At 71.2% G+C, this 25,512-nt stretch carries 24 protein-coding genes and 1 other RNA gene; 9 read left to right on the top strand and 16 right to left on the bottom strand.

Going from position 1 to position 25,512, the window contains the following annotated elements; all coding sequences use genetic code 11:
* Positions 1-136: 136 nt before the first annotated feature.
* Positions 137-424, bottom strand: a complete 288-nt coding sequence (locus tag AB0L75_RS26965; RefSeq protein WP_031225798.1) for a DUF3039 domain-containing protein — start codon at positions 422-424, stop codon at positions 137-139.
* Positions 425-453: 29 nt separating this feature from the next.
* Positions 454-1,026, bottom strand: a complete 573-nt coding sequence (locus AB0L75_RS26960; protein WP_365185553.1) for a YqgE/AlgH family protein — start codon at positions 1,024-1,026, stop codon at positions 454-456.
* Positions 1,027-1,302: 276 nt separating this feature from the next.
* Here AB0L75_RS26960 and murA point away from each other — a divergent pair, with 276 nt between their 5' ends.
* Positions 1,303-2,643: a UDP-N-acetylglucosamine 1-carboxyvinyltransferase gene (murA, locus tag AB0L75_RS26955; RefSeq protein ID WP_365185550.1), complete on the top strand. Its 1,341-nt coding sequence runs from the start codon at positions 1,303-1,305 to the stop codon at positions 2,641-2,643.
* A 111-nt stretch (positions 2,644-2,754) separates the two neighbouring features.
* Here murA and AB0L75_RS26950 read toward each other — a convergent pair whose 3' ends face one another.
* The 6 genes from AB0L75_RS26950 to AB0L75_RS26925 all read right to left on the bottom strand — a co-directional run bounded on the left by AB0L75_RS26950 (position 2,755) and on the right by AB0L75_RS26925 (position 10,116).
* Positions 2,755-3,036, bottom strand: a complete 282-nt coding sequence (locus AB0L75_RS26950; RefSeq protein ID WP_014673024.1) for an HU family DNA-binding protein — start codon at positions 3,034-3,036, stop codon at positions 2,755-2,757.
* A gap of 350 nt (positions 3,037-3,386) precedes the next feature.
* Positions 3,387-4,811 (bottom strand): NAD-dependent malic enzyme, encoded by a 1,425-nt coding sequence (locus tag AB0L75_RS26945; RefSeq protein WP_365185548.1) that lies wholly within the window; start codon positions 4,809-4,811, stop codon positions 3,387-3,389.
* A 378-nt stretch (positions 4,812-5,189) separates the two neighbouring features.
* Complete coding sequence (locus AB0L75_RS26940; RefSeq protein WP_365185547.1) at positions 5,190-7,544, bottom strand: UvrD-helicase domain-containing protein; 2,355 nt, start codon at positions 7,542-7,544, stop codon at positions 5,190-5,192.
* 294 nt (positions 7,545-7,838) lie between these two features.
* Entirely contained in the window at positions 7,839-8,582 is a 744-nt protein-coding gene (locus tag AB0L75_RS26935; protein ID WP_365185545.1) for a zf-HC2 domain-containing protein, read from the bottom strand.
* Between the two features lie 86 nt (positions 8,583-8,668).
* Positions 8,669-9,253 (bottom strand): sigma-70 family RNA polymerase sigma factor, encoded by a 585-nt coding sequence (locus AB0L75_RS26930; RefSeq protein WP_030167252.1) that lies wholly within the window; start codon positions 9,251-9,253, stop codon positions 8,669-8,671.
* Between the two features lie 269 nt (positions 9,254-9,522).
* On the bottom strand, positions 9,523-10,116 hold the full coding sequence (locus AB0L75_RS26925) for an ABATE domain-containing protein (protein ID WP_365185541.1): 594 nt from the start codon (positions 10,114-10,116) through the stop codon (positions 9,523-9,525).
* A gap of 157 nt (positions 10,117-10,273) precedes the next feature.
* Here AB0L75_RS26925 and AB0L75_RS26920 point away from each other — a divergent pair, with 157 nt between their 5' ends.
* From AB0L75_RS26920 to AB0L75_RS26905, 4 genes are all read left to right on the top strand, one after another.
* Positions 10,274-10,804, top strand: a complete 531-nt coding sequence (locus AB0L75_RS26920) for an anthrone oxygenase family protein (protein WP_365185539.1) — start codon at positions 10,274-10,276, stop codon at positions 10,802-10,804.
* A gap of 61 nt (positions 10,805-10,865) precedes the next feature.
* Positions 10,866-11,300: an SRPBCC domain-containing protein gene (locus AB0L75_RS26915; RefSeq protein ID WP_365185537.1), complete on the top strand. Its 435-nt coding sequence runs from the start codon at positions 10,866-10,868 to the stop codon at positions 11,298-11,300.
* A complete protein-coding gene (locus tag AB0L75_RS26910) occupies positions 11,287-11,637 on the top strand; it encodes a metalloregulator ArsR/SmtB family transcription factor (RefSeq protein WP_365185536.1) in 351 nt (116 codons plus the stop codon). The genes AB0L75_RS26915 and AB0L75_RS26910 overlap by 14 nt, the downstream gene beginning before the upstream one ends.
* A 64-nt stretch (positions 11,638-11,701) precedes the next feature.
* Positions 11,702-12,469: a DUF899 domain-containing protein gene (locus tag AB0L75_RS26905; RefSeq protein WP_365185534.1), complete on the top strand. Its 768-nt coding sequence runs from the start codon at positions 11,702-11,704 to the stop codon at positions 12,467-12,469.
* Between the two features lie 28 nt (positions 12,470-12,497).
* Here AB0L75_RS26905 and AB0L75_RS26900 read toward each other — a convergent pair whose 3' ends face one another.
* The 4 genes from AB0L75_RS26900 to AB0L75_RS26885 all read right to left on the bottom strand — a co-directional run bounded on the left by AB0L75_RS26900 (position 12,498) and on the right by AB0L75_RS26885 (position 17,646).
* Positions 12,498-13,658: a uroporphyrinogen-III synthase gene (locus AB0L75_RS26900; RefSeq protein ID WP_365185532.1), complete on the bottom strand. Its 1,161-nt coding sequence runs from the start codon at positions 13,656-13,658 to the stop codon at positions 12,498-12,500.
* Positions 13,659-13,744: 86 nt separating this feature from the next.
* Complete coding sequence (locus AB0L75_RS26895; protein ID WP_365185529.1) at positions 13,745-15,136, bottom strand: nitrate/nitrite transporter; 1,392 nt, start codon at positions 15,134-15,136, stop codon at positions 13,745-13,747.
* A gap of 168 nt (positions 15,137-15,304) precedes the next feature.
* Complete coding sequence (locus tag AB0L75_RS26890; RefSeq protein ID WP_365185527.1) at positions 15,305-15,994, bottom strand: response regulator; 690 nt, start codon at positions 15,992-15,994, stop codon at positions 15,305-15,307.
* A complete protein-coding gene (locus tag AB0L75_RS26885; RefSeq protein WP_365185524.1) occupies positions 15,994-17,646 on the bottom strand; it encodes a sensor histidine kinase in 1,653 nt (550 codons plus the stop codon). Before AB0L75_RS26885 ends, AB0L75_RS26890 begins: the two co-directional genes overlap by 1 nt.
* A 236-nt stretch (positions 17,647-17,882) precedes the next feature.
* Here AB0L75_RS26885 and AB0L75_RS26880 point away from each other — a divergent pair, with 236 nt between their 5' ends.
* The 3 genes from AB0L75_RS26880 (at position 17,883) to AB0L75_RS26870 (ending at position 20,774) form a co-directional block, all read left to right on the top strand.
* A complete protein-coding gene (locus tag AB0L75_RS26880) occupies positions 17,883-18,743 on the top strand; it encodes an ABC transporter ATP-binding protein (RefSeq protein ID WP_365185522.1) in 861 nt (286 codons plus the stop codon).
* Positions 18,740-19,618 (top strand): ABC transporter permease, encoded by an 879-nt coding sequence (locus AB0L75_RS26875; RefSeq protein WP_365185520.1) that lies wholly within the window; start codon positions 18,740-18,742, stop codon positions 19,616-19,618. Before AB0L75_RS26880 ends, AB0L75_RS26875 begins: the two co-directional genes overlap by 4 nt.
* A 70-nt stretch (positions 19,619-19,688) precedes the next feature.
* Positions 19,689-20,774, top strand: a complete 1,086-nt coding sequence (locus tag AB0L75_RS26870) for an ABC transporter substrate-binding protein (protein WP_365185517.1) — start codon at positions 19,689-19,691, stop codon at positions 20,772-20,774.
* An 83-nt stretch (positions 20,775-20,857) separates the two neighbouring features.
* Here AB0L75_RS26870 and AB0L75_RS26865 read toward each other — a convergent pair whose 3' ends face one another.
* The gene (locus tag AB0L75_RS26865; protein WP_365185514.1) at positions 20,858-21,829 is read right to left on the bottom strand and encodes a LysR family transcriptional regulator; all 972 of its coding nucleotides are present in this window, start codon (positions 21,827-21,829) and stop codon (positions 20,858-20,860) included.
* 84 nt (positions 21,830-21,913) lie between these two features.
* Between AB0L75_RS26865 and AB0L75_RS26860 the strand changes: the two genes are divergently transcribed.
* Entirely contained in the window at positions 21,914-23,170 is a 1,257-nt protein-coding gene (locus AB0L75_RS26860; protein WP_365185512.1) for an MFS transporter, read from the top strand.
* 43 nt (positions 23,171-23,213) lie between these two features.
* On the opposite strand, the gene ssrA is transcribed toward AB0L75_RS26860, so the two are convergent.
* The 3 genes from ssrA to AB0L75_RS26845 form a co-directional block, all read right to left on the bottom strand.
* Positions 23,214-23,582: a transfer-messenger RNA gene (gene ssrA, locus AB0L75_RS26855) on the bottom strand.
* A gap of 90 nt (positions 23,583-23,672) precedes the next feature.
* On the bottom strand, positions 23,673-24,215 hold the full coding sequence (smpB, locus tag AB0L75_RS26850) for an SsrA-binding protein SmpB (RefSeq protein ID WP_365185895.1): 543 nt from the start codon (positions 24,213-24,215) through the stop codon (positions 23,673-23,675).
* 57 nt (positions 24,216-24,272) lie between these two features.
* Positions 24,273-25,469, bottom strand: a complete 1,197-nt coding sequence (locus AB0L75_RS26845; protein ID WP_365185510.1) for a S41 family peptidase — start codon at positions 25,467-25,469, stop codon at positions 24,273-24,275.
* Positions 25,470-25,512 lie beyond the last annotated feature (43 nt).

The following is a 25,512-nucleotide window of genomic DNA, read 5'->3' as shown; positions in this document are numbered from 1 at the left end:
CCGCACGATCCCGTGGGGAGGCTACGGAGTCCGGGAGGCGCCGACAAGAGGTCTCGACCACTTGCGGCGGCACACCGAAGGCCCCGGCGCGCACCGAGCACGCCAGGGCCCGGAGATCAGGCCAGGTGCGGAGCCCCTACTTGTCGCCGCCCTTGCCGCCCTTGTCGTCGCCACCGCTGCCCATGGACTCGTAGATCTCCTTGCACATGGGGCACACGGGGTACTTCTTCGGGTCGCGGCCCGGCACCCAGACCTTGCCGCACAGCGCCACGACGGGGGTGCCGTCGAGGGCGCTCGCCATGATCTTGTCCTTCTGGACGTAATGCGCGAAGCGCTCGTGGTCGCCGTCGCCGTGGGACACCTGTGGCGTCGGCTCTACGAGGGTTCCCGTACCAGTCCCGCGCTCGGGCTCAAGAGTGCTCATAAGCCCCAGGGTACTGAAGCGCACACACATCAGTTGAGTGACGGGTCGTCCGGGTATGTGGCCACCATCGCCAGTTCGTTGCGCTGGCGGCGCAGGACCTCGCGCCAGAGTCTTTCCGGGGCCGGGGAGGAGACGTCCCCGGGCTCCGACTCGACCACGTACCAGGCGCCCTCGACCAGCTCGTCCTCCAGCTGGCCGGGGCCCCAGCCGGCGTATCCGGCGAAGATCCGCAGGGAGCCGAGGGCCGCGGCGAGCAGTTCCGGCGGGGCCTCCAGGTCGACCAGGCCGATCGCGCCGTGCACCTGGCGCCAGCCGAGCGGGGCGAGGTCACCGTTCGCGCCGCCGGGGATGACCGCCACGCCGAGCGCCGAGTCCAGCGAGACGGGGCCGCCCTGGAACACCACACCGGGCTCACCGGCGAGGTCGGCCCAGCCTTCCAGGATGTCGCCGACGTCCACCGGCGTGGGGCGGTTGAGGACGACGCCGAGGGAACCCTCCTCGTCGTGGTCGAGAAGGAGCACCACCGCGCGGTCGAAGTTCGGGTCCGCCAGGGCGGGAGTGGCCACGAGCAGCCGCCCTGTGAGCGAGGACACCTCGGTCATGCCAGACATGATCCCGCATCTTGCCCCGCGGTGGGGAGCCAACAGAGGGGCCGGAGTGAACGCAGCTCAGGGAGCACGGAAGCGCCCTGGGCGCACATCCCCGTCCGGTGACCCCATGTGCCCGAAAGGGAACGGTTCGTGTTGTGACACAGCTATGACGTGGCTGGGTGGCGCTTGGGCTTACGGGCGGGGGGTAATCGGCGATTACCCTGTCTTCCCGGCCCCTGCGCACAGTGATCGGCCGGCCCCTGCCCAACTCATCGGAACGCGAGATACATGACCGTCAACGACGATGTCCTGCTTGTCCACGGCGGAACCCCGCTGGAGGGCGAGATCCGTGTCCGCGGTGCGAAGAACCTCGTACCGAAGGCCATGGTCGCCGCCCTGCTGGGCAGCGCACCGAGCCGCCTGCGCAATGTTCCCGACATCCGTGACGTGCGGGTCGTCCGCGGCCTGCTCCAGCTGCACGGGGTGACGGTCCGTCCGGGCGAGGAGCCCGGCGAGCTGGTGCTCGACCCGACGCACGTCGAGAGCGCCAATGTGGCTGACATCGACGCGCATGCGGGGTCGAGTCGTATCCCGATCCTGTTCTGCGGGCCGCTGCTGCACCGTCTCGGCCACGCGTTCATTCCCGGTCTCGGTGGCTGTGACATCGGCGGCCGGCCCATCGACTTCCACTTCGACGTGCTGCGGCAGTTCGGCGCGACCATCGAGAAGCGCGCGGACGGGCAGTACCTGGAGGCCCCGAAGGGCCTGCGCGGTACGAAGATCCGGCTGCCGTACCCGTCCGTGGGCGCGACCGAGCAGGTGCTGCTGACGGCCGTACTCGCCGAGGGCGTCACGGAGTTGTCCAACGCGGCCGTCGAGCCGGAGATCGAGGACCTCATCTGCGTGCTGCAGAAGATGGGCGCGATCATCGCGATGGACACCGACCGCACGATCCGCATCACCGGTGTGGACAAGCTCGGCGGCTACACCCACCGCGCCCTCTCTGACCGCCTGGAGGCCGCGTCCTGGGCGTCGGCGGCGCTTGCGACCAACGGCAACATCTACGTCCGCGGTGCCCAGCAGCGCTCGATGATGACGTTCCTGAACACCTACCGGAAGGTGGGCGGCGCCTTCGAGATCGACGACGAGGGCATCCGCTTCTGGCACCCCGGCGGCCAGTTGAAGTCCACCGCGCTGGAGACCGACGTGCACCCCGGTTTCCAGACCGACTGGCAGCAACCGCTGGTGGTGGCCCTGACGCAGGCCACGGGCCTGTCCATCATCCACGAGACGGTGTACGAGTCCCGGCTCGGCTTCACCTCCGCGCTGAACCAGATGGGCGCGCACATCCAGCTCTACCGCGAGTGCCTGGGCGGCTCCGACTGCCGTTTCGGCCAGCTCAACTTCCTGCACTCCGCGGTCGTCTCCGGCCCCACCCGGCTGCAGGGCGCCGACCTGGTCATCCCCGACCTCCGCGGCGGCTTCTCGTACCTGATCGCGGCCCTGGCTGCCGAGGGCACGTCCCGCGTCCACGGCATCGACCTCATCAACCGCGGCTACGAGAACTTCATGGAGAAGCTCGTCGAGCTGGGCGCGAAGGTGGAGCTGCCCGGCAAGGCGCTCGGCTAGCAAGGGCCGTACGGCGCCACAACGATGGGGCGGCACCCGGAAGGATCCGGGTGCCGCCCCATCAGTGCTTCACTGCCTCCGTGCCGTCCCGTTGGCCCAGAGGCGGCAAGGTCACTTGCCCTTGGCCGCTTCCTTGAGCTTGGAGCCCGCGGTGACCTTCACGCTGAAGCCGGCGGGGATGTTGATGGGCTCGCCGGTCTGCGGGTTGCGCGCGGTGCGAGCGGCACGGTGGGTGCGCTCGAAGGTCAGGAAGCCGGGGATGGTGACCTTCTCGTCGCCCTTGGCGACGATCTCGCCGACGGTCTCGGCGAACGCGGCCAGCACGGCGTCGGCGTCCTTGCGGGTCACCTCGGCGCGGTCGGCCAGCGCGGCCACCAGCTCACTGCGGTTCATGTTGTTACTCCCGTGTTTTTCTTGCCGTTGGGGTGTGCCACGCGGCGGATCCGCCCGAGGCACTGCGATGCCGATGCGCTCGCGCCCAGGGACGCATCCTGCCCCTACCTGCGGCGGTAAAGCCAATCCGGCACCCGTAGGAGTCGTGAGAACACCCTGGGGAGTCACACGAAAAGCGCCGCTCGGCGTCACCCTAGAGCGCACCCGGCGCCAGCCGGTTCCACGACGCGCCGAATGCGGGGCTGCCGTGGTGATCCTCACAGCCCCTGCACAGTACGGCACTCCGTCACCGGACCGACGCCCGGCCGCCGCTTCTCCTTCACCCGGCCGGGCGCCGCGGTATGGGGTGTCTACTCGTCCGACGCCGACGCGCCCACGGCCTTGGCGGCCTCGCGGACCGCGCCGGCGACCGCGCCCGCGACCTTGTCGTTGAAGACGCTCGGGATGATGTAGTTCGGGTTCAGCTCGTCCTGGCTGACGACGTCGGCGAGGGCCTTCGCGGCGGCGAGCATCATCTCGGTGTTGACGGTGCGGGACTGGGCGTCCAGCAGGCCGCGGAAGACACCGGGGAAGACCAGCACGTTGTTGATCTGGTTCGGGAAGTCGGAGCGGCCGGTGGCCACGACGGCGGCCGTCTGACGTGCGATGGCCGGGTCGACCTCGGGGTCGGGGTTCGCGAGCGCGAAGACGATGGCGCCGTCGGCCATGGCGGCCACGTCGTCGCCGTCCAGCACGTTCGGGGCCGAGACGCCGATGAACACGTCCGCGCCGCGCACGGCCTCCTTCAGGGTGCCGGTGAGGCCCTCGGGGTTGGTGTTGTCGGCGATCCAGCGCAGCGGCGAGTCGGCCGGGGCGTTCACCAGGTCCTCGCGGCCGGAGTGGACGACGCCGTGGATGTCGGCGACGACGGCGTTCTTCACGCCCGCGGCGAGCAGCAGCTTGAGGATGGCGGTACCGGCCGCGCCGGCGCCGGACATGACGACCCGGATGTTCTCGATGGCCTTGTCCGCGACGCGCAGGGCGTTGGTGAGGGCGGCGAGGACGACGATGGCGGTGCCGTGCTGGTCGTCGTGGAAGACGGGGATGTCGAGGGCCTCGCGCAGGCGGGCCTCGATCTCGAAGCAGCGGGGCGCGGAGATGTCCTCGAGGTTGATGCCGGCGAACCCGGGGGCGATCGCCTTGACGATCTCCACGATCGCGTCGCTGTCCTGGGTGTCCAGGCAGATCGGCCAGGCGTCGATACCGGCGAAGCGCTTGAAGAGGGCCGCCTTGCCCTCCATGACGGGCAGCGCCGCCTTGGGGCCGATGTTGCCGAGGCCGAGCACGGCGGAACCGTCCGTCACAACCGCAACCGAGTTGCGCTTGATGGTGAGGCGGCGGGCGTCCTCGGGGTTCTCGGCGATCGCCATGCAGACGCGGGCCACGCCCGGCGTGTAGACCATGGACAGGTCGTCACGGTTGCGGATGGGGTGCTTCGACGCCATCTCGATCTTGCCGCCGAGGTGCATCAGGAACGTACGGTCGGAGACCTTGCCGAGGGTGACGCCCTCGATGCCGCGCAGCTTCTCGACGATCTCCTCGGCGTGGGCCGTGGAGGTGGCCGCGATGGTGACGTCGATACGGAGCTTCTCGTGCCCGGACGCGGTGACGTCGAGGCCGGTGACCGAGCCTCCGGAGGACTCCACGGCGGTGGTGAGCTGCGAGACGGCGGTTCCGCTCGCGGGCACCTCCAGCCGGATGGTCATCGAGTAGGAGACGCTGGGCGCCGTTGCCATGGCCGACTTCCTCTGCTTTCACCGTGTCGCGAGTTGTGCCGTCCGATCGTCGCACCTACCGCGGAGTACGCGGTAGTCGCCTGGGATTGCGGACGTTTTGTTCATGAGCGGTGCTTGATTTCGGAAAAGCACTTCCACCATACGAGAAGCGATCAGGTGGGAGAAGGGGTGCGAACACCAAAGAAAGAGACCCACATCACCTTCGTGATGTGGGTCTTCCACAAGCTCATGACACCGACCCGCCATGCTCGCCTCGCGGCAAGTGGTCCCTCGCAGGGACAAAGGTTGGGCCCGGGGGCTTGGATCGGGCCGGTGCCACACCAAGGCTAACAAACCGATGCGCCACGGCCATTCCCGTCCGGGATGTTCACAGGAAAGTCAGTCCCGCAGCAGGTCCGGCACCCCGGCCGCGTCCGGCTCGTCCCGCTCCCCCGACACCACCGTCAGCTGCTGGGTGGCCCGGGTCAGCGCCACGTACAGCACGCGCAGGCCGGCCGGGGACTCGTCGGCGATCTCCGCCGGCGAGACGACGACCGTCGCGTCGTACTCCAGGCCCTTGGCCTCCAGGCTGCCGAGCGCCACCACCCGGTCGCCGAGCCCGGCCAGCCAGCGCCGGGCCTCCTCGCGCCGGTTCATGGCGACGACCACGCCGACCGTGCCGTCCACCAGGTCCAGCAGCCGCTCGGCCTCGGCCCGCACGGTCCGCCCCAGCGACTCCCGTACGACCGTGAAGCGCGGCTCGACGCCGGTGGACCGCACCGCGCTCGGCGACTCGGAGCCGGGCATGGCCAGCGCGAGCACCTTGGCGGCCAGCTCGGCGATCTCCGCCGGGTTGCGGTAGTTCACGGTGAGCTGGAAGCGGCGCCGGGGCCGGGTGCCGAGCGCCTCGTCGCGGGCCTCGGCCGCCTCGTCCGGGTCGGACCAGGAGGACTGGGCGGGGTCGCCGACGACCGTCCAGGTGGCGTGCCGGCCCCGGCGGCCGACCATGCGCCACTGCATCGGCGTGAGGTCCTGTGCCTCGTCGACGATGACGTGCGCGTACTCGGTGCGCTCCTGCGCGAGCCGCTCGGCCCGCTCCCGCTGGCTCTCCTCGCGCACCGGCATCAGCTCCTCCAGGCCGGTGAGCTGGTCCAGCGGGTCGAGTTCGCGCCGCTTCTTCGGGCGGGCCGGGGCGCCGAGGATCGCCTGCAGCTCGTCCAGCATGGCGATGTCGTGCACGGAGTGGCCGTCCCGCTGCAGGGAGCGGGCGACCTTGCGGACCTCGCCTGGGTTGAGGATCCGGCGGGCCCAGCGGCCGAGCCGCTTCTCGTCGGCCATGGCGGCGAGCACCGCCTTGGGGGTCAGCTCGGGCCACCAGGCGTCGAGGAACGCGATGAAGGAGTCCTCGGTGGTCACGTCCTCGTCGAAGGAGGAGCGCAGCTCGGCGGCCAGCTCGGGGTCGCTGTGCCGGCCGGCCGCTCCGGACTTGGCCCACAGGGCGTCCAGGAGCAGCTTGCGGGCGCGGGGGCGGAGCAGGTTGACGGGCGCGGTGCCGCCGAGGGCGGTGCGGCGGACGCGTTCCAGCTCGGGCGCCTCCAGCTCCAGGCGGCGTCCGAAGGCGACGACACGGAGGCGGGACGGCGGCCCGGCCGGGGCTTCCCGCCCGGCGTCCTCGTCCCAAGCCGCCGGAGCGGCCGGGCCCAGTTCCAGCGCGCCCCGGGCGGCCTTGCGCAGCACCTTCAGCATCCGGTACGAGCCCTTGGCACGGGCCACGGACGGGGAGTCGTACAGCGTGGCCTCGGCGCCGTCGACGAGCGAGCCGATGGCGCGGATCGCGACCTGCCCCTCCTCGCCGAGCGAGGGGAGCACGCCCTCGGTGTAGGCGACGAGCAGGGGGGTCGGGGAGACGATGAGGATGCCGCCCGCGTATCTGCGTCTGTCCTGGTAGAGCAGATAGGCGGCGCGGTGCAGGGCGACGGCGGTCTTGCCGGTGCCGGGCCCGCCCTCGACATGGGTGATGGAGGCGGCGGGGGCGCGGATGACCAGGTCCTGCTCGGCCTGGATGGAGGAGACGATGTCCCGCATGGTGTGGCTGCGGGCCTGGCCGAGGGCGGCCATCAGGGCGCCGTCGCCGATGACGGGCAGCGTGCGGCCGTCGAGGAAGGCCGTCAGCTCGGGCCGCATCAGGTCGTCCTCGACCCCCAGCACCTGGCGCCCCTTGGACCGGATGACCCGGCGTCGTACGACCCGTCCCGGGTCCACGGGCGTGGCCCGGTAGAACGGGGCGGCGGCGGGCGCCCGCCAGTCGATGACCAGCGGCGCGTAGTCCTCGTCGAGCACGCCGATACGCCCGATGTGCAGGGTCTCGGCGATGTCTGCGGTGTTGTCGTCCCGCACGGCGCCCTCGGCCGGTTCAACGGCGGTGTAGGCCCCGTCCGGCCCCTTCTTCCCGTCCTTGCCGAGAAGGAGGTCGATCCGCCCGAAGAGGAAGTCCTCGAACTCGTTGTTGAGCCGGTTCAGGTGGATGCCGGCCCGGAAGACCTGCGCGTCCCGCTCGGCCAGCGCGCCCGGGGTGCCGACCTGGCCGCGCTTGGCCGCGTCGTTCATCAGGAACTCGGCCTCGTGGATCTTCTCTTCCAGCCGCCGGTACACCCGGTCCAGGTGTTCCTGTTCGACGCTGATCTCCCGGTCACGGACGGAATCGTGTGCGTCGTGTACCGAGCCGACCGCGGACTGCTGAACCTGAGCGGCCACCGGGCCCCCTTCTGACGTGCTGGGCAGCCGTCAACCGTACGCGAAGGAAGCCCCTCAAAGCTACGGGAACGCAGCTCCCCGGGGGGCGCGGGGCCGTGTCTGGTATGCGGCTGCCGCCGCGACGGGGGTCCCCCGGGTTCGAGCGAAGCCGAGAACTCGGGGGAGCGATCGGCCGCCACGCCCCCGCACCCGACACCGGGCGCGCCGAATCCCGCCGGGGCCTGGGGGGGCGCAGCCCCCAGGAAGCGGCACCCCCAGCCCGTCGCACCCGTCCCGGCCGGGCCGCCGCAGGCGCTATGCGTTGACCTGCACCAGCTTCTTGCCGTCGAAGGTCACGACCTCGAAGTGGTCGATCTCGTTCGGCTTGAAGGCTGCCGCGCCGCCGATGTAGAGCGGCTTCTTGGCCTCCTCGGTCTTCGCGTCCGGGATGCCGTAGCCCCAGTTCGGCACGGACCAGGAGGACATCGTCACGCGCTGGCCGTTCTTCGCGACGAGCACCAGGGAGCACTTGATCGGACCCTTGGCGTTCTTCAGCTCCAGGACCGTCTGGGTGCCCCAGTCCTTCTGCTGCATGCCGACGGTGGCGCTGATGTGGGACGAGGGGTCGACGGCCGACCTCTTGTCCTGCATGGCCTCGAAGGTGGTCTGCGCGGACGCGGTGACCTGTCCTCCGCCGCCGCCCGAGCCGCCGTTCACCGCCACCGCGGCCAGCGGTCCCGCGATGATCAGCGCGGCCGCCGCCGCGATCATGTAGAAACCGCGCCGCCGCTTCTGGGCGCGCTTCTCGGCGACCTCGTCGACCAGCTTCTCCACCAGCCGTGGGCTGGGCCTGGCGGACAGCGAGTCGCCGAGCGCCGGGGTGCTGCCGGAGCCCGGCAGGTCCGCGAGCGCGGCCAGCATGGGCTCCATTCCGGCCAGTTCGTCCAGCTGCTGGGCGCACCACTCGCAACCGGCGAGGTGCGCCTCGAAAGCGGTTGCCTCGGCATCGTCGAGAATCCCGAGGGCGTAGGCGCCGACGGTCTCGTGCTCGCTCGGCACCGAAGATCCCGAATGGGGGCTCATAGGCCCAGACATACCCGGACCACCAGCACCGAATCCCTGCATTCCTCCGTAACCACTGCTCATCACGCCGTCACCCCCCGCTCCTCCAGTGCCAGCTTCATCGATCGCAGGGCGTAGAACACCCGAGAGCGCACCGTGCCGCTGGGAATACCCAGCGTCTCGGCCGCCTCATTGACCGTACGCCCCTTGAAGTACGTCTCGACGAGCACCTCCCGGTGGGCCGGGGTCAGGTCGTCGAGCGCGTCCGACAGCGTCATCAGCCACAGCGCCTTGTCGATCTCGTCCTCCGCGGGGATGACCTCCAGCGGCGACGGATCGACCTCCTGCGGCCGGGCCTGCCGGCTGCGGTGGCCGTCGATGACGATGCGGCGCGCGACCGTCACCAGCCAGGGGCGTACCGAACCGGTCGCCCGATTGAGCTGACCGGCGTTCTTCCAGGCACGGATGAGCGTTTCCTGCACGACGTCCTCGGCGCGCTGCCGATCACCGGCGACCAGCCGCAGGACATACGCGAGCAGAGGTCCGGCGTGCTCTCGATACAGCGCACGCATCAGCTCCTCGTCTGGTTCCGAGGGCTGCGAGGACATGCGATGTCGGGCCCTCGATCCACGTTCATTGGCCACGGCCGCATCCTTGCGCACGCCCACCTCCGGTGTCCGGGGGTTCCCCCAGTCGGTCGCTCGCCCACCCGTACGGAAACGAGCGTTGAGGTGTTCAAACGGAGGTGACAGTTTTCTTCGGGGTGACGTGACGACAGGGACATGCGAGCACATTCCCCCCGCATGATCTTTACATTTCCGACACATCGGAGAGGGTCCGGCCGGGACGGCAGAGCTGCCCGGCCGGGACGGTCGAGAAACCGGGTGTTACGCAAATCACGCTCGGGCGGGTCGGGTTGAGGAGGGTCGGGGCCGGCTCAGGCCCGCGCGAGCGCGGCGCGCCGTCGGTGCCGGGCCACCCGCTCGCGGTTCCCGCAGACCTCGCTGGAGCACCAGCGCCGGCGCCGCCCCCGGGACGTGTCCAGGTACACCAGCGGGCAGTTGTCCCCTTCGCACTCCCGCACGGCCGCCCGCGCGACGGGGTCGGTGAGCAGCTCGACGGCGTCCCGGGCGACGAGCGCGAGCAGCCCCGCGCACGTCGGCGGGTCGGCGAACTGCCTGGTCAGCCCGCCGCCTTCAGCGGGCACGGCACGCGGCGCCGGGGTCGCGGCCCGGGCCAGGTCGTTGACCAGCCCGAGCGCCCGCGCGTACGACGGCACGTCCGGCACATGCGTGTGCCGCACCAACGTCCCGATGTGCGCGCGCAGTTCCCGGAACCCGACGAGCCAGGGGCCGTCGGCGTGCCCGAGCGCCGTGCCGTCCGGCACCAGCCCCGCCCCGCCGATCCACGCGCACAACGCCTCGACGGAGTCCAGCCGTTCGACCGGATGCGTGGTCGCGAGGAGATCGAGGCAGATCCGTCCGGCGTCGAAGCGCAGCTCGTACGAGGGCGTGGCCGTACCCAGTGCCATGTGCCTGTCACCGCCTAGGCAGGAAGCGTGGGGCTTTCCCTTCACAGTGCCCGCCCGGGGCCCCGGCCGGAACCCCTCGTACCGGCTGGACGCACGCGTATGCGCACGCGCGCCTCGACGATGTCGTCCGGGCGGGGTCTCCCGGTTGCCTGAAGACATGACGAACACGGCGAACACGACGCACACGACGCACACGCGGAAGGCGAGGACCGAGGCGGCCGTCCTGATCGCGGCGACCATCGCCACGGGGCTGAGCGCCGGGGTCTTCTACATCTTCGCCTGCGCGGTGATGCCGGCCCTGGCCCGCAGCGACGACCGGACGTACGTCGAGGTCATGCGGAACATCAACACCGTGATCCAGAACCCGGTGTTCCTGCTGGGCTTCATGGGGGCGCTGGTACTGACGGGGCTGTCGGCCTGGCAGCTGCGCGGGACGCCGTGCGGGAGATGGGCCGGGGCCGCGCTGCTGGCGTACGCCCTGGTCTTCCTCGTCACGACGGCGTTCAACATCCCGCTGAACAACGCCCTGGCGGCGAAGGGCACGTCGTCCGCCCTCCGCGAGCACTTCGAGGGCCCCTGGGTGGCCTGGAACATCGTCCGCGCCCTGGGCTCGACCCTGGCCCTGGGGCTTCTGGGCCGGGCACTGCTGCTGTACGACCGCCCCGACCGCGCGCGCCGGTCCATTTGACGCAACCATCGGGTTGCCATAGTGTAGCAATCAGATGGTTGCGACACTCATGGAGGCAGTGATGGCATTCCCTGATCGCATCGAGCGGACCGTGGAGATCGCGCACCCGCCGGCCAAGGTGTGGGCAGCGCTCACCACGGCCGAGGGACTGAGCGCCTGGTTCGGCGACAAGGCCGGGATCGACCTGCGCCCGGGCGGCTCGGCCTGGATGACATGGGAGGGCGGCCACTCCGCCGACATGCGGGTGGAACGGGTGGAGGAGCCGACGGTGTTCGGCTTCACCTGGCGCATGGCCGGACTGCCCGAGGACGATGCGCGACGCACCTATGTGGAGTTCACGCTCGAACCGGTCGACGGCGGCACCCGGCTGACGGTGGTCGAAACCGGTTTCGCCCAGCTGCCGGACGACGTCCACCGCGAGGAGTACGCCGGCCACACCGAGGGCTGGGCCCGCGAGCTGGGCGAACTGGTCGACCACCTCGATGCCGCGAGCTGACGTCGAGGCGATCGCCGAACAGGTCTTCGCCGCCCTGGCCGACCCGAGCCGGCGCGCCATCCTGGCCGCGCTGGCTTCAGGGGGGCCGGCGACGGCCACGGACCTGGCCGGCCGGCTGCCGATCACCCGGCAGGCGATCGCCAAGCATCTGGCCCTGCTGGCCGAGGCCGGCCTGGTGACAGCGGAACAGGGTGAGCGGCGCCGGGTGCGCTACCGGCTGCGGTCCGCGCCGATGCAGGTGGCCCAGCAGTTCCTGGCCGCGCTGGCACGCGACTGGGACAGGCCGCTCGACGCGCTGCGGGACCATCTCGACGAGCAGGCGCGCGGATCCGCGTGACGCCGGCAGGACACAGGGAGGGAAGAAGGAAGAAGAGGCCGAGAACGAGACAAGGAGGCGGACGATGACCAGTCACAAGACGGGGACGCGCGAGGAATGGCTCGCCGCGCGGCTGGAGCTGCTCGCGGCGGAGAAGGACCTGACCCGCCGCGGCGACGAGCTGGCCCGGCGACGGCAGGAACTGCCCTGGGTCCGGGTGGACAAGGACTACCGCTTCGAGACCGACGAGGGAACGGCGTCGCTCGCCGACCTGTTCCAGGGACGCTCGCAGCTGCTCGTCTACCACTTCATGTTCGGGCCCGACTACACCGCCGGATGCCCGTCCTGCTCGGCGATCGCCGACGGCTTCAACGGCTCCGTGGTCCACCTCGCCCACCACGACGTCATGTTCTGGGCGGTGTCGCGGGCCCCGCTCGCACAGCTCGACGCGTACCGGCGGCGGATGGGCTGGACCTTCCCCTGGGCGTCGTCCCACGGCAGCGACTTCAACTTCGACTTCGGCGTCGCGCACACCGAGCAGGAGTGGGAGGCGGGAGTCGTCGCGTACAACTTCGGCGAGGAGGACATGCGGCCGGCGACGGCCGACGAGAGGAGTTCCCGCGACGCCTTCACCCGGTCGATCGTCGGCACGGACTGGGAGACCTACCGCCGGGAAGGCCCCGGCATGAGCGCGTTCGCCCTGCAGGACGGCACCGTCCACCACACCTACTCGACGTACGTGCGCGGCCTGGACGCCCTGTGGGGCATGTACCAGTGGCTCGACCGCGCCCCCCTCGGCCGCAACGAGAGCGGCTTCTGGTGGCGCCGCCACGACGAGTACGACAACCGGTGAGAGACCAGCCGGTGAGAGACCCGGCGCGCTACGCGTCCGCGTACTTCGCGTCCGTCGCCGGGTCCAGGGCCAGGCGGTAGCCCCGCTTCACCACGGTCTGGATCAGCTTGGGCGCCCCCAGGGCCGTACGCAGACGAGCCATCGCCGTCTCCACCGCGTGCTCGTCACGGCCCGCGCCCGGCAGCGCGCGGAGGAGGTCCGCGCGGGGCACCACCCAGCCGGGGCGGCGGGACAGGGCCCGCAGCAGCGACATGCCCGCCGGAGGGACCGGTTTCAGGGCGCCGTCCACCAGGACCGCGTGGCCCCGGATCTCCACCCGGTGGCCGGCGATGGGCAGCGCGCGGGCCCGGGCCGGGAGTTCCTGGCACAGGAGCTGGACCAAGGGGCCGAGACGGAAGCGTTCCGGCTGGATCGTGTCCACGCCCTGCGCCTGGAGGGGGAGCGCGGTGACCGGGCCCACGCAGACCGCGAGGACGTCATGGGAGAGGGCCGAGAGCAGGTCGGGGAGCAGGCCCCGGTCCTCCGCCCGTGACAGCAGGGACGCTGCCGCCGGGGCGCTGGTGAAGGTCAGGGCGTCCAGGGAGCGGGAGACCGTCGCGTCCAGGAGGCGGTCCAGCGGGGTGATGTCCTCCGGGGGCATCCAGCGGTACACCGGCACCGGGACCACCTCCGCTCCCCCGGCCCGCAGGGACTCCACGAAGCCCGGCAGCGGCTCGCCGTGCAGCTGTACGGCGATACGGCGGCCGTCCACGCCCTCCTCCAGGAGGCGGTCCAGCACCTCGGCCAGGGACTCGGACGACGGGGACCACTCCTCCGTGAGGCCGGCCGCGCGGATCGCGCCCTTGACCTTGGGACCCCTGGCCAGCAGTTCGGCGCCGCGCAGCCGTCCGAGCAGCCGCTCGCCGAGGCCCCAGCCGTCGGCGGCCTCGATCCAGCCCCGGAAGCCGATCGCGGTGGTGGCCACGACCACGTCCGGCACCTGGTCGATGATCCCCTTCGTGGCGGCGAGGAGTTCGCCGTCGTCGGCGAGCGGCACGATGCGCAGGGCGGGTGCGTGCAGGACGGCGGCACCGCGCCGCTGCAGCAGGGCGCCCAGCTCCTCCGCCCGGCGCGCGGCGGTGACACCCACGGTGAATCCGGCGAGCGGACCGTGCTCGACCGCTCCGGGACGCTGCTCTTCGTCGTACATGGGCTCTCCTAGCTGACCGGCACGCCGAACGAGCCTGTCAACGGCGCGTGACAGGCTCGGTTCGGCTTCATTGCGCCGGTGTTACGTCACACTTCCGCGTAGCTGAGCTGCGGCTTTGTCTCCGCTGTCGCCATGGTCACAGACTGCCCCGCCGGACGGCGAAGGTATACGGCCCATGTCACCGCGAAGCACACACCGTAGAAGGCGAGGAAGGTGACGAACGCGCCGGTGCCGGAGCCGTAGGAGAGGAAGGACTGGCGGAAGGCGAGGTTGATGCCGACCCCGCCGAGCGCGCCGACCGCGCCGATGAGGCCCATGGAGGCACCGGACAGCCGGCGGCCGTGGGCCACGGCCTCCTCCCCCTCCAGCCCCTTGGCCAGGGCCTTTGCCTGGAAGATGCCGGGGATCATCTTGTACGTCGAGCCGTTGCCCAGGCCGCTGAGCACGAACAGCACCACGAAGACGCTCACGAACAGCGCCAGCGACTTCTGCTGGCTCGCGACGATCAGTACGGCGGTGGCGGCGGCCATGGCGACGTAGTTCCACAGGGTGATCCGGGCGCCGCCGTACCGGTCGGCGAGCCGGCCGCCGAGGGGCCGGATCAGGGAGCCGAGCAGCGGGCCGATGAAGGTGAGGTAGGCCGCCTGCAGCGGGGTGCGGCCGAACTGGATGGTCAGGACCTGGCCGAAGGCGAAGCTGTAGCCGATGAAGGAGCCGAAGGTGCCGACGTAGAGGAAGGACATGATCCAGGTGTGGCCGTCCCTGGCGGCGTCCTTGGCCGCGCCGGTGTCGTTCTGCACCGTCGCCAGGTTGTCCATGAAGAGGGCCGCCAGCACCGCGGCCACGACGATCAGCGGGATGTAGATGCCCAGCAGGACGCGCGGGCCGCCGCTCGCGCCGATGACCGCGAGGGCGACGAGCTGGATGACGGGCACGCCGATGTTGCCGCCGCCCGCGTTGAGGCCGAGCGCCCAGCCCTTCTTCCTCAGCGGGAAGAAGGCGTTGATGTTGGTCATGGAGGAGGCGAAGTTGCCGCCGCCGATGCCGGCCAGCAGGCCGACCAGAAGGAACGTGGTGAAGGACGTTCCCGGTTCCATGACCATGAAGGCCGCGATCGTCGGGATGAGCAGCAGGCTCGCCGAGATGATCGTCCAGTTGCGGCCGCCGAAGACGGCCACGGCGAAGGTGTAGGGGACGCGCACGACGGCGCCGACGAGGGTGACCATCGAGGTCAGCAGGAACTTGTCGGCGGGAGTAAGGCCGTACTTCGGCCCCATGAAGAGGACGAGGACCGACCACAGGGTCCAGACCGAGAAGCCGATGTGCTCGGAGAGGACGGAGAACCAGAGGTTCCGGTTGGCGATCCGTTCCCCGGTCGCCGTCCAGAACCCTTCGTCCTCCGGGTCCCAGCGCTCGATCCAACGGCCACTGCGACGGGTTGGGACTGAGGGGGCTGGGGTTGGGGCTGGGGCTGTCATCACGCCTCCACGGGGCTCCGGCTGCTCGGTCTGCCGTCGACCTGCCATCGACTGACTCAGCCCGAAGGTAGGGAGGGCGCGTTTCCTGCCTGTGGCTGTGAATGACCGGAAGGGAACGTTGCTCTCACGCACGGGGAGGCGGACCCGTGAGGGCAAGCAGCCGGGGCCTCAGGACGCGATCCGGTACCGGTGCTCCGGACGGCCCGTCGCCCCGTAGCGCAGCACCAGGCGGACCATGCCCTCCTTGACGAGGTAGGAGAGGTAGCGCTGGGCCGTGGCGCGGGAGACGCCGGTCAGTTCCGCGGCCTCGGCGGCGGACAGATCGCCGCGGGCGGCGCGCAGGGCCTGCTGGACGAGGGCGAGCGTGGGCGCGGAGTGGCCCTTGGCCGGCACCCGGGGGACGGCCGGCGGCCGGACCGCGCTGAACAGGGCGTCCACATCGGCCTGTTCGGTGTCCGTGGTCTCCCCGAGGGTGTCGACGCGGTGCTGGAGTTCGCGGTACGAGGTGAGCCGCTCGGCCAGGTCGGCGGCGCCGAAGGGCTTGACCAGGTAGCCCACGGCGCCGAGTTTCATGGCGGTGCGCACCGAGGCGATGTCCCGGTCCGCGGTGATCATGATGGCGTCGGGGCGGGCGCCGCCCGCGTCCCCGGTGAGCCGCCGCAGGACGTCCAGTCCGCTGCCGTCGGGCAGGAAGCCGTCGAGGAGGAGCAGGTCGGGGCGGAGGTCGTGGGCCGCCGCCAGTGCCTCGGCCACGCTCGCCGCCTCGCCCACCACCTCGTAGCCCCGGACCCGGGACACGTAGTCGCAGTGGATGTGGCTGACCCGGAAGTCGTCGTCCACGACCAGGGTGCGGATCATCAGCGGTCGCCTCCCACGGGCAGCGCCTTCGTGAAACGTTCCTCCCCCGCCGGCGCGGGAGCCGGCAGCTGTACCGTGAACACCGCGCCCGGCCCCTCGCTGACGGCGACCGTGCCGCCGTGCCGCGTCACCAGGCGGTGGACCAGGGCGAGGCCCAGGCCGCGCCGCGCGGTACCCCGCTCGGGCCGGGTCGACCAGCCGTCCTCGAAGATCGACTCGCCGGCGCCGGGCGGGATGCCGGGTCCGGTGTCCGCCACCCGTACGGTCGTGCCTTCCGCGTCCTCGGTCAGCGCGAGCGTGACGGCGCGTCCCCCCGGCGGGGGCGGCCCGTCGCCCGCCGCGTCGATCGCGTTGTCCAGCAGGTTTCCGGCGATCGTCAGCAGCCGGCGCAGATGCGGCGGGTCCTCGCCCAGCGCGGAGCCGTCGTCGAGGACGACCCGCACCCCGCGTTCGGCGGCGACGGTGGTCTTGGCCACGACCAGGCCGACCATCAGCGGATTGCCGATCCGCCTGCGCACGGACTCGGTGAGCGCCTGCCCGGCACCGGCCGACTCCACGGCCAGCTCGTACGCGTCGTCGTACGCCCCGATGTCCAGCAGCCCCGCGAGCGTGTGCAGACGGTTGGTGAACTCGTGCTGCTGCGCCCGCAGCGCGTCGGTCAGCCCGCGCACGGAGTCCAGCTCCCGCAGCAGTCCGACCAGTTCGGTGCGGTCGCGGACGGTCACCACCGCGCCCAGCTCGCGCCCGCGCAGGGTCACCGGCATCCGGTTGACGACCAGACAGTGCTCGTCGGTCAGCACGCTGATGTCGGTGCCGGTCACCGTCCCGTCCAGGGCCCGGCGCAGCCGTCCGTCGGGCAGCACCTCGGCCAGGGTGCTGCCGAGCGCGGTGCCGAGGCCGAGCAGCCGGCGGGCCTCGTCGTTCACCACCGTGATCCGGCCGTTCGGGGCGAAGGCGAGCACGCCCTCGCGGATGCCGTGCAGCATCGCCTCGCGGTCCTGGAGCAGCCCGGCGACCTCCTCCAGCTCCAGCCCGAACGTGATCCGCTTCAGCCGCCTGGCCAGCAGATACGCGGCCGCCGAACCGAGCGCCGTGGCGATCGCGGCGTACACGGCGAAGGTGGGCAGCTCGCGCCACAGCTCGCCGAGGACGTCGTTCTCCGGGATGCCCACCGACACCTCGCCGACCAGCTCGCCCGTCGGCCCGTACAGCGGCACCCTGCCGTTGGCGGAGCGCCCGGTGGCGCCCTGGTCGGTGCCGACGTGCGGGCGGCCGTCCCGCGCCACGATCGGCTCGGTCACCGGCGAGCCGACCAGCTGCGGCATGGGGTGCGAGTGGCGGATGCCGTGCAGGTCGATCACCACGACGTACGACGCCCCCGAGGCCCGGCGGATCCGCTCGGCGACGCTCTGCACCACGTCCCCGCCGCCGTCCTGCATGGCCCGCCGGATCTGCGGGTCCGCGGCCGTCGTCTGCGCGAGGGCCACGGCCCGCTCCTCGTAGGTGCGGTCGAGTGCGGAGCGCTGCGCGAAGGCGAACAGGCCGAATCCGATCACGCCCGTGAGCGCCAGGATGACGAGCTGGCTGGCCAGGATCCGCGCGGACAGTCTCCCCCTCCCGCCGCGCCCGATCCGTATGCGGATGGGTGTCACAGGTGCCTCATCGCCCCTGTTCTGGATGGTGCCGGGCCGGCCCTGCGCCGGACCCGTGGTGGCGTGATTGTGCCTGATGGCCGATTTTCTGCCCACCCCCGTATCGCTGAGCAGAACGAGCAGAACCCCGGTTTACGCGGCTATCGCGGGATACCTGGGAAACAGCGACGTAACAGCCGGTGGCTTCTAGCGTCTGCCTTCACCTCGATCCCCGAGGGCGAAAGGAGACGGCCCCCATGGCTTCGCGAAACGATGTCGCGACGAGCCCGATCGCCGCTGCGGCGGAGCGTGCGGACGCACGCATCGAGATCTCCGGGCTCACCAAGCGATTCCTGACTCCTGCCGGTGAGGTGTTCACGGCGCTGCAAGGCGTTTCGTTCACCGTGGAGCCGGGCCAGTTCTGCGCCGTGGTCGGCCCCACCGGCTGCGGCAAGTCGACCACGCTGGGCATGGTGTCCGGGCTCGACCGGCCCAGCGAGGGCTCGGTGAAGGTCGGCGGCCGCGAGGTGGACGGCATCACCGACGGCGTCAGCTTCATGTTCCAGGCCGATGCGCTGCTGCCCTGGAAGACCGTCCTCGGCAATGTGCTGATCGGCCCGGTCTTCCGGGGCGTGCCCAAGCAGCAGGCACAGGCCTCGGCCCGTGACTGGCTGCGCCGGGTGGGGCTCTCGGGGTTCGAGGACCGCTATCCGCACCAGCTCTCCGGCGGTATGCGCAAGCGCGTCGCGATGGCCGCCGCGCTGATCAACGAACCCAAGATCCTGATCATGGACGAGCCGTTCGGCGCCCTGGACGTGCAGACCAAGGCGATCATGTCGACCGAGCTGCTGGGCCTGTGGGAGCAGATCCGCCCGTCCGTCATCTTCATCACCCACGACCTCGACGAGGCCGTGGCGCTCGCCGACCGGGTCGTCGTGATGACCTCCGGCCCCGGCTCGGTCAAGGCGGTCTTCGACATCGACCTGCCGCGCCCGCGCGGCTCCGTGCAGGAGATCCGCTTCCAGCCCCGCTTCATCGAACTCCAGCAACAGATCTGGGAAACGCTGCGCGAAGAGGTCGAGCGCGCGTACGCACGCACCGCAGGAGGCACGGCATGAGTACGACGTCCACCGCATCCGCCGCGCCGCTCACCGGCGGCGGGCAGACCTCGGCGTCGGCCGCCGCCAAGCGGGCCGCCCGGGGGCGCGTCCTGCGGGTGTGGGCGGGCCGCATCGGCATCGCGGCCTTCGTCATCGGCGGCTGGCAGGCCTTCACCGCCTGGGGCATCGTCGACCCGTTCTTCTTCGGCCAGCCCTCCGGAATCTGGCAGCGGCTGATCGAACTCTTCCAGAACGGCACCGAGTTCGGCTCCTTCTACGCGAACATCTGGACCACCATCCAGGAGGCGCTCATCGGCTTCGCCGCCGGTTCCGTCGCCGGAGTCGTCTTCGGTGTGGCGCTGGGCCAGAGCCGCTACCTGTCCGACGTCCTCGGGCCCTACATCAAGATGGTCAACGCGATCCCGCGGATCGTCCTCGGCTCGATCTTCATCGTCGCCTTCGGCATCGGCGTGACCCCGAAGATCCTGCTCGCCGCCGTGCTGGTGTTCTTCATCGTCTTCTTCAACGCCTTCCAGGGCGTCCGCGAGGTCGACCGCAACATCCTCGCCAACGCCCGGGTGCTCGGCGCCTCCCAGCTGCAGATCATCCGGCACGTCATCGTGCCCTCCGCGCTCACCTGGATCATCGCCAGCCTGCACAGCGCGTTCGGCTTCGCCATCGTCGGCGCGCTGGTCGGCGAGGTGCTCGGCGCGCAGAGCGGCCTCGGCCTCGTCATCAAGACCGCGCAGAACAACTTCGACCCCAACGGTGTGTTCGCGACGATGCTCGTCATCGCGGTCATCGTGCTGGGCGCGGAGTGGCTGATCGGCAAGCTCGAACACCGGCTGCTGGCCTGGCGTCCGCCGGCGCCCTCCGAGGCGAACTCCCTCTGATCACCTCCCCCTTGGTCCAGCCCCTCCGCGTCCCCTCCGCTTTCCCCGTCCCGCAAACGAAAGAGCCGCCATGTTCAAGAGAACCCTCACCGCATCGCTCGTCACCGTCCTCACCCTCGGCGCGGCCACCGCGTGTTCCAGCAGCTCCGGCAGCTCCGGTTCGGGCGGTTCCGGCGGCACCCCGACCGTCAAGCTCATGGTCGGCGGCATCGACAAGCAGATCTACCTGCCGTTCCAGCTCGCCCAGAACCTCGGCTTCTACAAGAAGTACGGCGTCGACGTCGTGCTGAGCACCGAGCAGGACGGCGGCACCGGCGCCGAGGACGCCATGGCCTCGGGGCAGGTGGACATGGCGGGCGCCTGGTACAACCACACGATCGACTTCCAGGTGAAGGGCAAGGCGGTCGAGGACATCGTCCAGCTGTCCGGCGCGCCGGGCGAGCGGGAGATGTGCGCGACGAAGAGCGGGGTGCACTCGGCCGCGGACTTCAAGGGCAAGACGCTCGGCGTGACCGACCTGGGCTCCGGCACCGACACCCTCACCCAGTTCCTGGCGGCCAAGAAGGGCGTCAAGACCAGCGACTTCCACCGGATCGGGGTGGGCGCGGGCTCCACCGCCGTCGCCGCGCTGCAGAACGGCAAGGTCGCCTGTGTGATGACGACGCAGCCGACGGTCGCCGCGATCCAGAAGAAGGGCATCGGCTACTCGGCGGTCGACGTGGCCACCACCGAGGGCGCCACGGCGGCGACGGGCGGTGCCTGGCCGGCCGCCGGTGTCATCGCCCGCAGCGACTGGGTCGACTCGCACAAGGACGCGGCCCAGAAGGTCGTCGACGCGCTCGTGGCCACCCTGCACTGGATCAACACGCACAGCGCGGCCGACATCGCCGACAAGCTGCCGCAGTCGTTCGTGCAGAACCAGCTCGTGACCAAGGCCGACTACATCGCGGCCCTGAACCAGGACAAGGGGCAGTTCCTGCCGGACGGCATCATGCCGGCGGGCGGCCCGAAGAACGTCCTCGCCACGGAGGAACTGGTCGGCCACGCCACCTCGAAGGTCGACCTCGGCACCACGTTCACCAATGACTTCGCCCTCGCGGCCAACAAGAAGGAGGGCCTCACCACGAAGACGGCACCGGCGGGTTCGGCGGGCTGATCCGCGACACGCGCAGGCACAAGGCCGCCCGGGTGACCATGACCCAGGCGGCCCCGTGCCGTGAGCGCATCACCGCCGGACCGTCACCGCCGGACCGTCATCACCGTCGCGTCCGCCTCCGGGATCCAGCTCCCGCCCGGCCGCCGCAGCCAGCCCTCCGCCTCCGCGATCTCGGCCGCCGCCCTCCGCAGCGCGTCCAGTCCCGGATGCATCAGCCCCTTGCGCCACACCAGGGACACCGGTGACAGCGGGACGGGGTCGACGAGGGGCCGGCGCACCGTGCGGGGCATGGCCGGAAAGTCCACCACGGCCAGCACCGGGTGGCGGTTCTTGGCCATGATCCGCTCGAACTCCTCGTCCCCCACGGCCGGCGGAAGGGGCGGGGCCGAGCGGATGCCGCGCCCCGCGAAGAGCCGGCACGCCAGATCGGTCCACTCCGGCGTGCTCGGGTTCCCGGCACCGGCGTACACGGTCTCGCCGGCCAGCGCGGCCAGCGGCACCTCCGCACGCGCGGCCAGCGGATGATCCTCGGGCAGGACGACGGCCATGGGCTCGTAGCGCACCGGCTGCTGCGCGAGACCGGAGCGCAGCGCCGGGTCCAGGCCGGCGAAACGGCCGAAGGAGGCGTCCAGCCGGCCTGCCAGCAGCTCGGCGGCGGCACCGGTCAGACCGCTCTCGTAGCGGGCCATCAGCTCGCAGTCGGGGGCGAGTTCCCGGGCCCGGTGCAGCACGCGTCGGCCGGTGGCCGGGCCCGGGAAGTTGAGGTCCACGAGCAGGGGGCGGGCCGGACCGAAGGCGGCGAGCAGCTCGTCCTGGGCGGTGAGCACGCGGCGCGCGAGCGGCAGCAGGCGCTCGCCGTCCGCCGTCAGCGTCACCTGCCGGGTGGTACGGACGAACAGCTCGGCACCCAGCTCCCGTTCCAGCCGCCGTACGTCCCGGCTGAGCGCCTGCTGGGCGATGTATAGACGGGCGGCGGCCCGGGTGAAGTGCAGCTCCTCGGCCACGGCGACGAAGGCGCGCAGGAGGCGGGGTTCCATGTCGGTGCGGACGGCCATGCCCGCGAACTTACAACGCGGGTGCGTGAATCGGCGCCGAGAAGGTGTTGGACCCCGTGATCCACTCCGGGCGAGGGTGGATCCATGCCCCCGGTCATATCCACCACCAGCGGCTACCGCCGCCTCTTCGCCCTCCCCGGAACCCGCGCCTTCACCGCCGGCAACCTTCTCGCCCGGCTGCCCATGGGCATGTTCAGCGTGAGCGCCGTCGTGATGATCGCCGGCTCGCGCGGCTCGTACGCCCTCGCCGGTGCCGTCACCGCCGCCGGGCTCGCGGCGACCGCGCTGGCCGGGCCCTGGATCGCCCGGCTCGTGGACCGCCACGGGCAGGCCCGCGTCGCCGTACCGGCCACGCTCGCCTCCGTGCTCGGCAGCCTCGCGCTGCTGCTGTGCGTGCGCTACGACGCCCCCGACTGGACCCTGTTCGCCGCCTACGCCCTCACCGCGGCCACCCCGAACATCGGCGGCCTCTCCCGCGCCCGCTGGGCCCATCTGCTGCGCGACGACCCCGGCACGCTGCACACCGCGAACTCCTTCGAGCAGGCCGCCGACGAGCTGTGCTTCATGCTCGGGCCGGTCCTCGCGTCCTTCCTCACCGGCACCTTCTTCCCGGAGGCGGGCACGCTCACGGGCGCGGCGCTGCTGCTCGCCGGCATGCTGCTGTTCACCGGGCAGCGGGCCACCGAGCCGCCGCCGCGGGGCCGTTCACGGGCCCGGTCGCCGCTGCGCAGCCGGGGCATCCCGCCGCTGCTGGCCTGTTTCACCGCGACCGGCGCGGTGTTCGGCTCGATGGAGGTCGTCACGATCGCCTACGCCGACGCCCATGGCCATCGCGCGGCGGCCGGTGCCGTGCTCGCGCTCCAGGCGGCGGGCTCGTGCGCCGCGGGCCTGCTGTACGGCGCGTGGAGACCGGCCGGGCTCGGGCTGGGGCACTGTCTGGCGGGGATGGCCGTCCTGATGACGCTGCCGTGGGCGGCGGCCGGCGCCACCGGTTCGCTCTGGGTGCTGGCGGGCGCGCTGCTGGTGGCGGGCATGGCGACCGCGCCGACCATGGTGACGGCGATGACCCTGGTGCAGCGGCGCACCCCGGCCGACCGTCTCAACGAGGGCATGAGCCTGGTGGTGACGGCACTGCTCACGGGGATCGCGTGCGGTTCGGCGACGGGGGGCTGGGCGGTGGAGCATCTCTCGCCTGTGTCCGCGTACGCGGTACCGGCCACGGCCGCGTCGCTCGCCCTGGGCCTCGCTTCGCTCACCCGCGCCGGCGGGGTGCGGCAGGAAGCCGACAGCGCTGCGACGCCCCTCACGGCGCCGGCCCATGGCAAAGGCCCCGCCGCTTGAAAGCGACGGGGCCTTGCCCACATGGGGTACCCCCGAAGGGGCGTCGTGGAGATGGCGGGAATCGAACCCGCGTCCAACGGTGCGGAATCAGGGCTTCTCCGTGTGCAGTTCGCTTCGCTTTTCTCGGCCCCGGCGATCACGCGAACAAGTCGCCGACGGGCTCAGTCACTGTTTGGTTTCCCTCTTCACCCCGTGACCGGGATCAAGGTTTAGTCCCCTAGCTGATGCCAGGATCCGGGTCGGGAACAGCCCCGGGCTGACACTTCGCAAGTCGCTACTTAGGCAGCGAGGGCGAAGGAATCGCGCTTGGTGTTGGCGATTATTTTTTGCGACATATGGTTTACGAGATCATTGCCGCTTCCTCGACACGCTTCCCCTGCTTCGACAGCCGCTGTCGAAACCGATCATCCCCATGTTGTGTTTTCAATGCACACACCGGGTTCAACCGGTGTTGGCACCATCGTACGTGACCAACGCACGCCGATGCCAGCGTATTCCCGGGCTACGCGCCGCGCTGCCTCCGCTTCGCCGCCGCGATCGCGCGGTCCGACTCACGCCGGTCCTGCTTCTCCCGCAGGGTCTGGCGCTTGTCGTACTCCTTCTTGCCTCGTGCGAGCGCGATCTCGGCCTTCGCTCGGCCGTTGGTGAAGTACAGGGCGAGCGGCACGATGGTGTGACCCGTCTCCTGGGCCTTGGACTCCAGCTTGTCGATCTCCTCGCGGTGCAGCAGCAGCTTGCGCTTGCGGCGCGCGGAGTGGTTGGTCCAGCTGCCCTGGTGGTACTCGGGGATGTGGGCGTTGTGCAGCCACGCCTCACCCCGGTCGATCTGGACGAAGCCGTCGGTCAGCGACGTCCGTCCCTCGCGCAGCGACTTGACCTCGGTGCCGGTGAGCACGAGCCCGGCCTCGTAGGTGTCGATGATCGCGTAGTCGTGCCGGGCCTTCTTGTTCTGGGCGACGATCTTGCGCTTGCCGCCCTTCTCGCCGTCCCTGGCCTTGCCGGCCCCGCCGCCCTGCTTGGGCTGGGACTCCTTGGGTACGTACATTCCCTTGCTCATAGTGCCGTCCATTTTCGCACTACGGAGGGGTCTTGCGGCCAGCCCTTAATCGGCGTCGCCCAGGCCGCTGAGTACGGTCTCGGCCCGCTGGACGGCGGCCTGCCCGCCGGTCTGCCCCTCGGCCTGCCCGACATCCAGGTCAGGGGTGATACCGCGACCGTCGACACTGTGGCCGGAGGGGGTGCGGTAGTGCCCGACGGTCAGTTCGGCGACGGACCCGCCGGGCAGCGTGGTCGGCATCTGGATGGAGCCCTTGCCGAAGGTGCGCGAGCCGATCACCACCGCGCGGCCCCGGTCCTGCAGCGCCCCGGTGAGCATCTCGGCCGCGCTCATCGTGCCGCCGTCGACCAGGACCACCAGCGGCCGGGAGGTGTCGCCGCCGGGGTCGGCGTGCAGGGAGCGCGGGGCGCCGTCGACGTCGTAGGTGGCGACCAGGCCGCCGTCGAGGAAGGCGGACGCGGTCTCCACCGCCTCGGTGACCAGGCCGCCGGAGTTGCCGCGCAGGTCCAGGACGATCCCGGCGTCGGCCGGGGCCTGCCGCAGCACGGCGCGCACGGCGTCGCCGGAGCCCTTGGTGAACGCGGCGATCTTGATCACGCTGACCCCGCCGGCCAGCCTGCGCTCGGTGACGGAGTCGGTGGACAGGCTGGCCCGGCGCAGCTTCTCGCTCCACGCGCGCGTGCCGCGCTGAAGGCCGAGCGTGACCGTCGTACCGGCGGCCGCGTCGTCGGCGTCGCCGCGCAGCAACGAGACCACCTCGGTGACCGGGCGCCCGTCGACCTCGGTGCCGTCGACGCTGCGCAGCCGGTCGCCCCTGCGGATCCCCGCCTCGGCGGCCGGCGAGCCGGACCGCACCCCGGTCACCTCGATCCGGCCGTCCCGGGTGCGCCCCGCCCACAGGCCGACGCCGGTGTACCGGCCGTCGAGGGCCTCCTGGAACTCCTGGTACTCGCCCTCGGTGTACACCGCGCCCCAGCGGTCCCCGCTGCGGCTCACGGCCCGCTCGGCGGCCTCCATCGGGGACTTCCCGTCGGCCATCGCCTCGGCGGCCGCCTTCTGGACGTCCTCGTGCCGGGTGGCCCTGGGCGCCGGCGGTCCGACGGCGGCCCTGCGCGCGGTGGCGTCGGGCTCCGGGAAGGAGCCGGTCGCGGCGCCGGTGACCAGGACGCCGGCGAAGACCAATGTCAGGGCGGCCCCGCGGCGGATGCGACGGGGCTGGCAGAACAGGTCTCGGCCTGACATGGCGGTGAGTCTAGGACAAGGCGAAGGGCCGTACGGCCGGATG

The sequence above is a fragment of the Streptomyces sp. NPDC052101 genome (genome assembly GCF_040680235.1).
GTDB lineage: Bacteria > Actinomycetota > Actinomycetes > Streptomycetales > Streptomycetaceae > Streptomyces.
The sequence above is the reverse complement of the archived record's forward strand: the minus strand, read 5'-3'. Positions and strand labels throughout refer to the sequence as shown.

Bases quoted from the DNA above. Each gene is read 5' to 3' on its own strand.
- AB0L75_RS26895 (WP_365185529.1), bottom strand. From the start codon at position 15,136: ATGACAGCCCCAGCCCCAACCCCAGCCCCCTCAGTCCCAACCCGTCGC.
- AB0L75_RS26880 (WP_365185522.1), top strand. From the start codon at position 17,883: ATGGCTTCGCGAAACGATGTCGCGACGAGCCCGATCGCCGCTGCGGCG.
- AB0L75_RS26845 (WP_365185510.1), bottom strand. From the start codon at position 25,469: ATGTCAGGCCGAGACCTGTTCTGCCAGCCCCGTCGCATCCGCCGCGGG.
- AB0L75_RS26925 (WP_365185541.1), bottom strand. From the start codon at position 10,116: ATGGCACTGGGTACGGCCACGCCCTCGTACGAGCTGCGCTTCGACGCC.
- AB0L75_RS26870 (WP_365185517.1), top strand. From the start codon at position 19,689: ATGTTCAAGAGAACCCTCACCGCATCGCTCGTCACCGTCCTCACCCTC.
- murA (WP_365185550.1), top strand. From the start codon at position 1,303: ATGACCGTCAACGACGATGTCCTGCTTGTCCACGGCGGAACCCCGCTG.
- AB0L75_RS26920 (WP_365185539.1), top strand. From the start codon at position 10,274: ATGACGAACACGGCGAACACGACGCACACGACGCACACGCGGAAGGCG.
- AB0L75_RS26945 (WP_365185548.1), bottom strand. From the start codon at position 4,811: ATGGCAACGGCGCCCAGCGTCTCCTACTCGATGACCATCCGGCTGGAG.
- AB0L75_RS26865 (WP_365185514.1), bottom strand. From the start codon at position 21,829: ATGGCCGTCCGCACCGACATGGAACCCCGCCTCCTGCGCGCCTTCGTC.
- AB0L75_RS26950 (WP_014673024.1), bottom strand. From the start codon at position 3,036: ATGAACCGCAGTGAGCTGGTGGCCGCGCTGGCCGACCGCGCCGAGGTG.
- AB0L75_RS26900 (WP_365185532.1), bottom strand. From the start codon at position 13,658: ATGTACGACGAAGAGCAGCGTCCCGGAGCGGTCGAGCACGGTCCGCTC.
- AB0L75_RS26905 (WP_365185534.1), top strand. From the start codon at position 11,702: ATGACCAGTCACAAGACGGGGACGCGCGAGGAATGGCTCGCCGCGCGG.
- AB0L75_RS26860 (WP_365185512.1), top strand. From the start codon at position 21,914: ATGCCCCCGGTCATATCCACCACCAGCGGCTACCGCCGCCTCTTCGCC.
- AB0L75_RS26965 (WP_031225798.1), bottom strand. From the start codon at position 424: ATGAGCACTCTTGAGCCCGAGCGCGGGACTGGTACGGGAACCCTCGTA.
- AB0L75_RS26875 (WP_365185520.1), top strand. From the start codon at position 18,740: ATGAGTACGACGTCCACCGCATCCGCCGCGCCGCTCACCGGCGGCGGG.
- AB0L75_RS26960 (WP_365185553.1), bottom strand. From the start codon at position 1,026: ATGACCGAGGTGTCCTCGCTCACAGGGCGGCTGCTCGTGGCCACTCCC.
- AB0L75_RS26915 (WP_365185537.1), top strand. From the start codon at position 10,866: ATGGCATTCCCTGATCGCATCGAGCGGACCGTGGAGATCGCGCACCCG.
- AB0L75_RS26910 (WP_365185536.1), top strand. From the start codon at position 11,287: ATGCCGCGAGCTGACGTCGAGGCGATCGCCGAACAGGTCTTCGCCGCC.
- smpB (WP_365185895.1), bottom strand. From the start codon at position 24,215: ATGTACGTACCCAAGGAGTCCCAGCCCAAGCAGGGCGGCGGGGCCGGC.
- AB0L75_RS26890 (WP_365185527.1), bottom strand. From the start codon at position 15,994: ATGATCCGCACCCTGGTCGTGGACGACGACTTCCGGGTCAGCCACATC.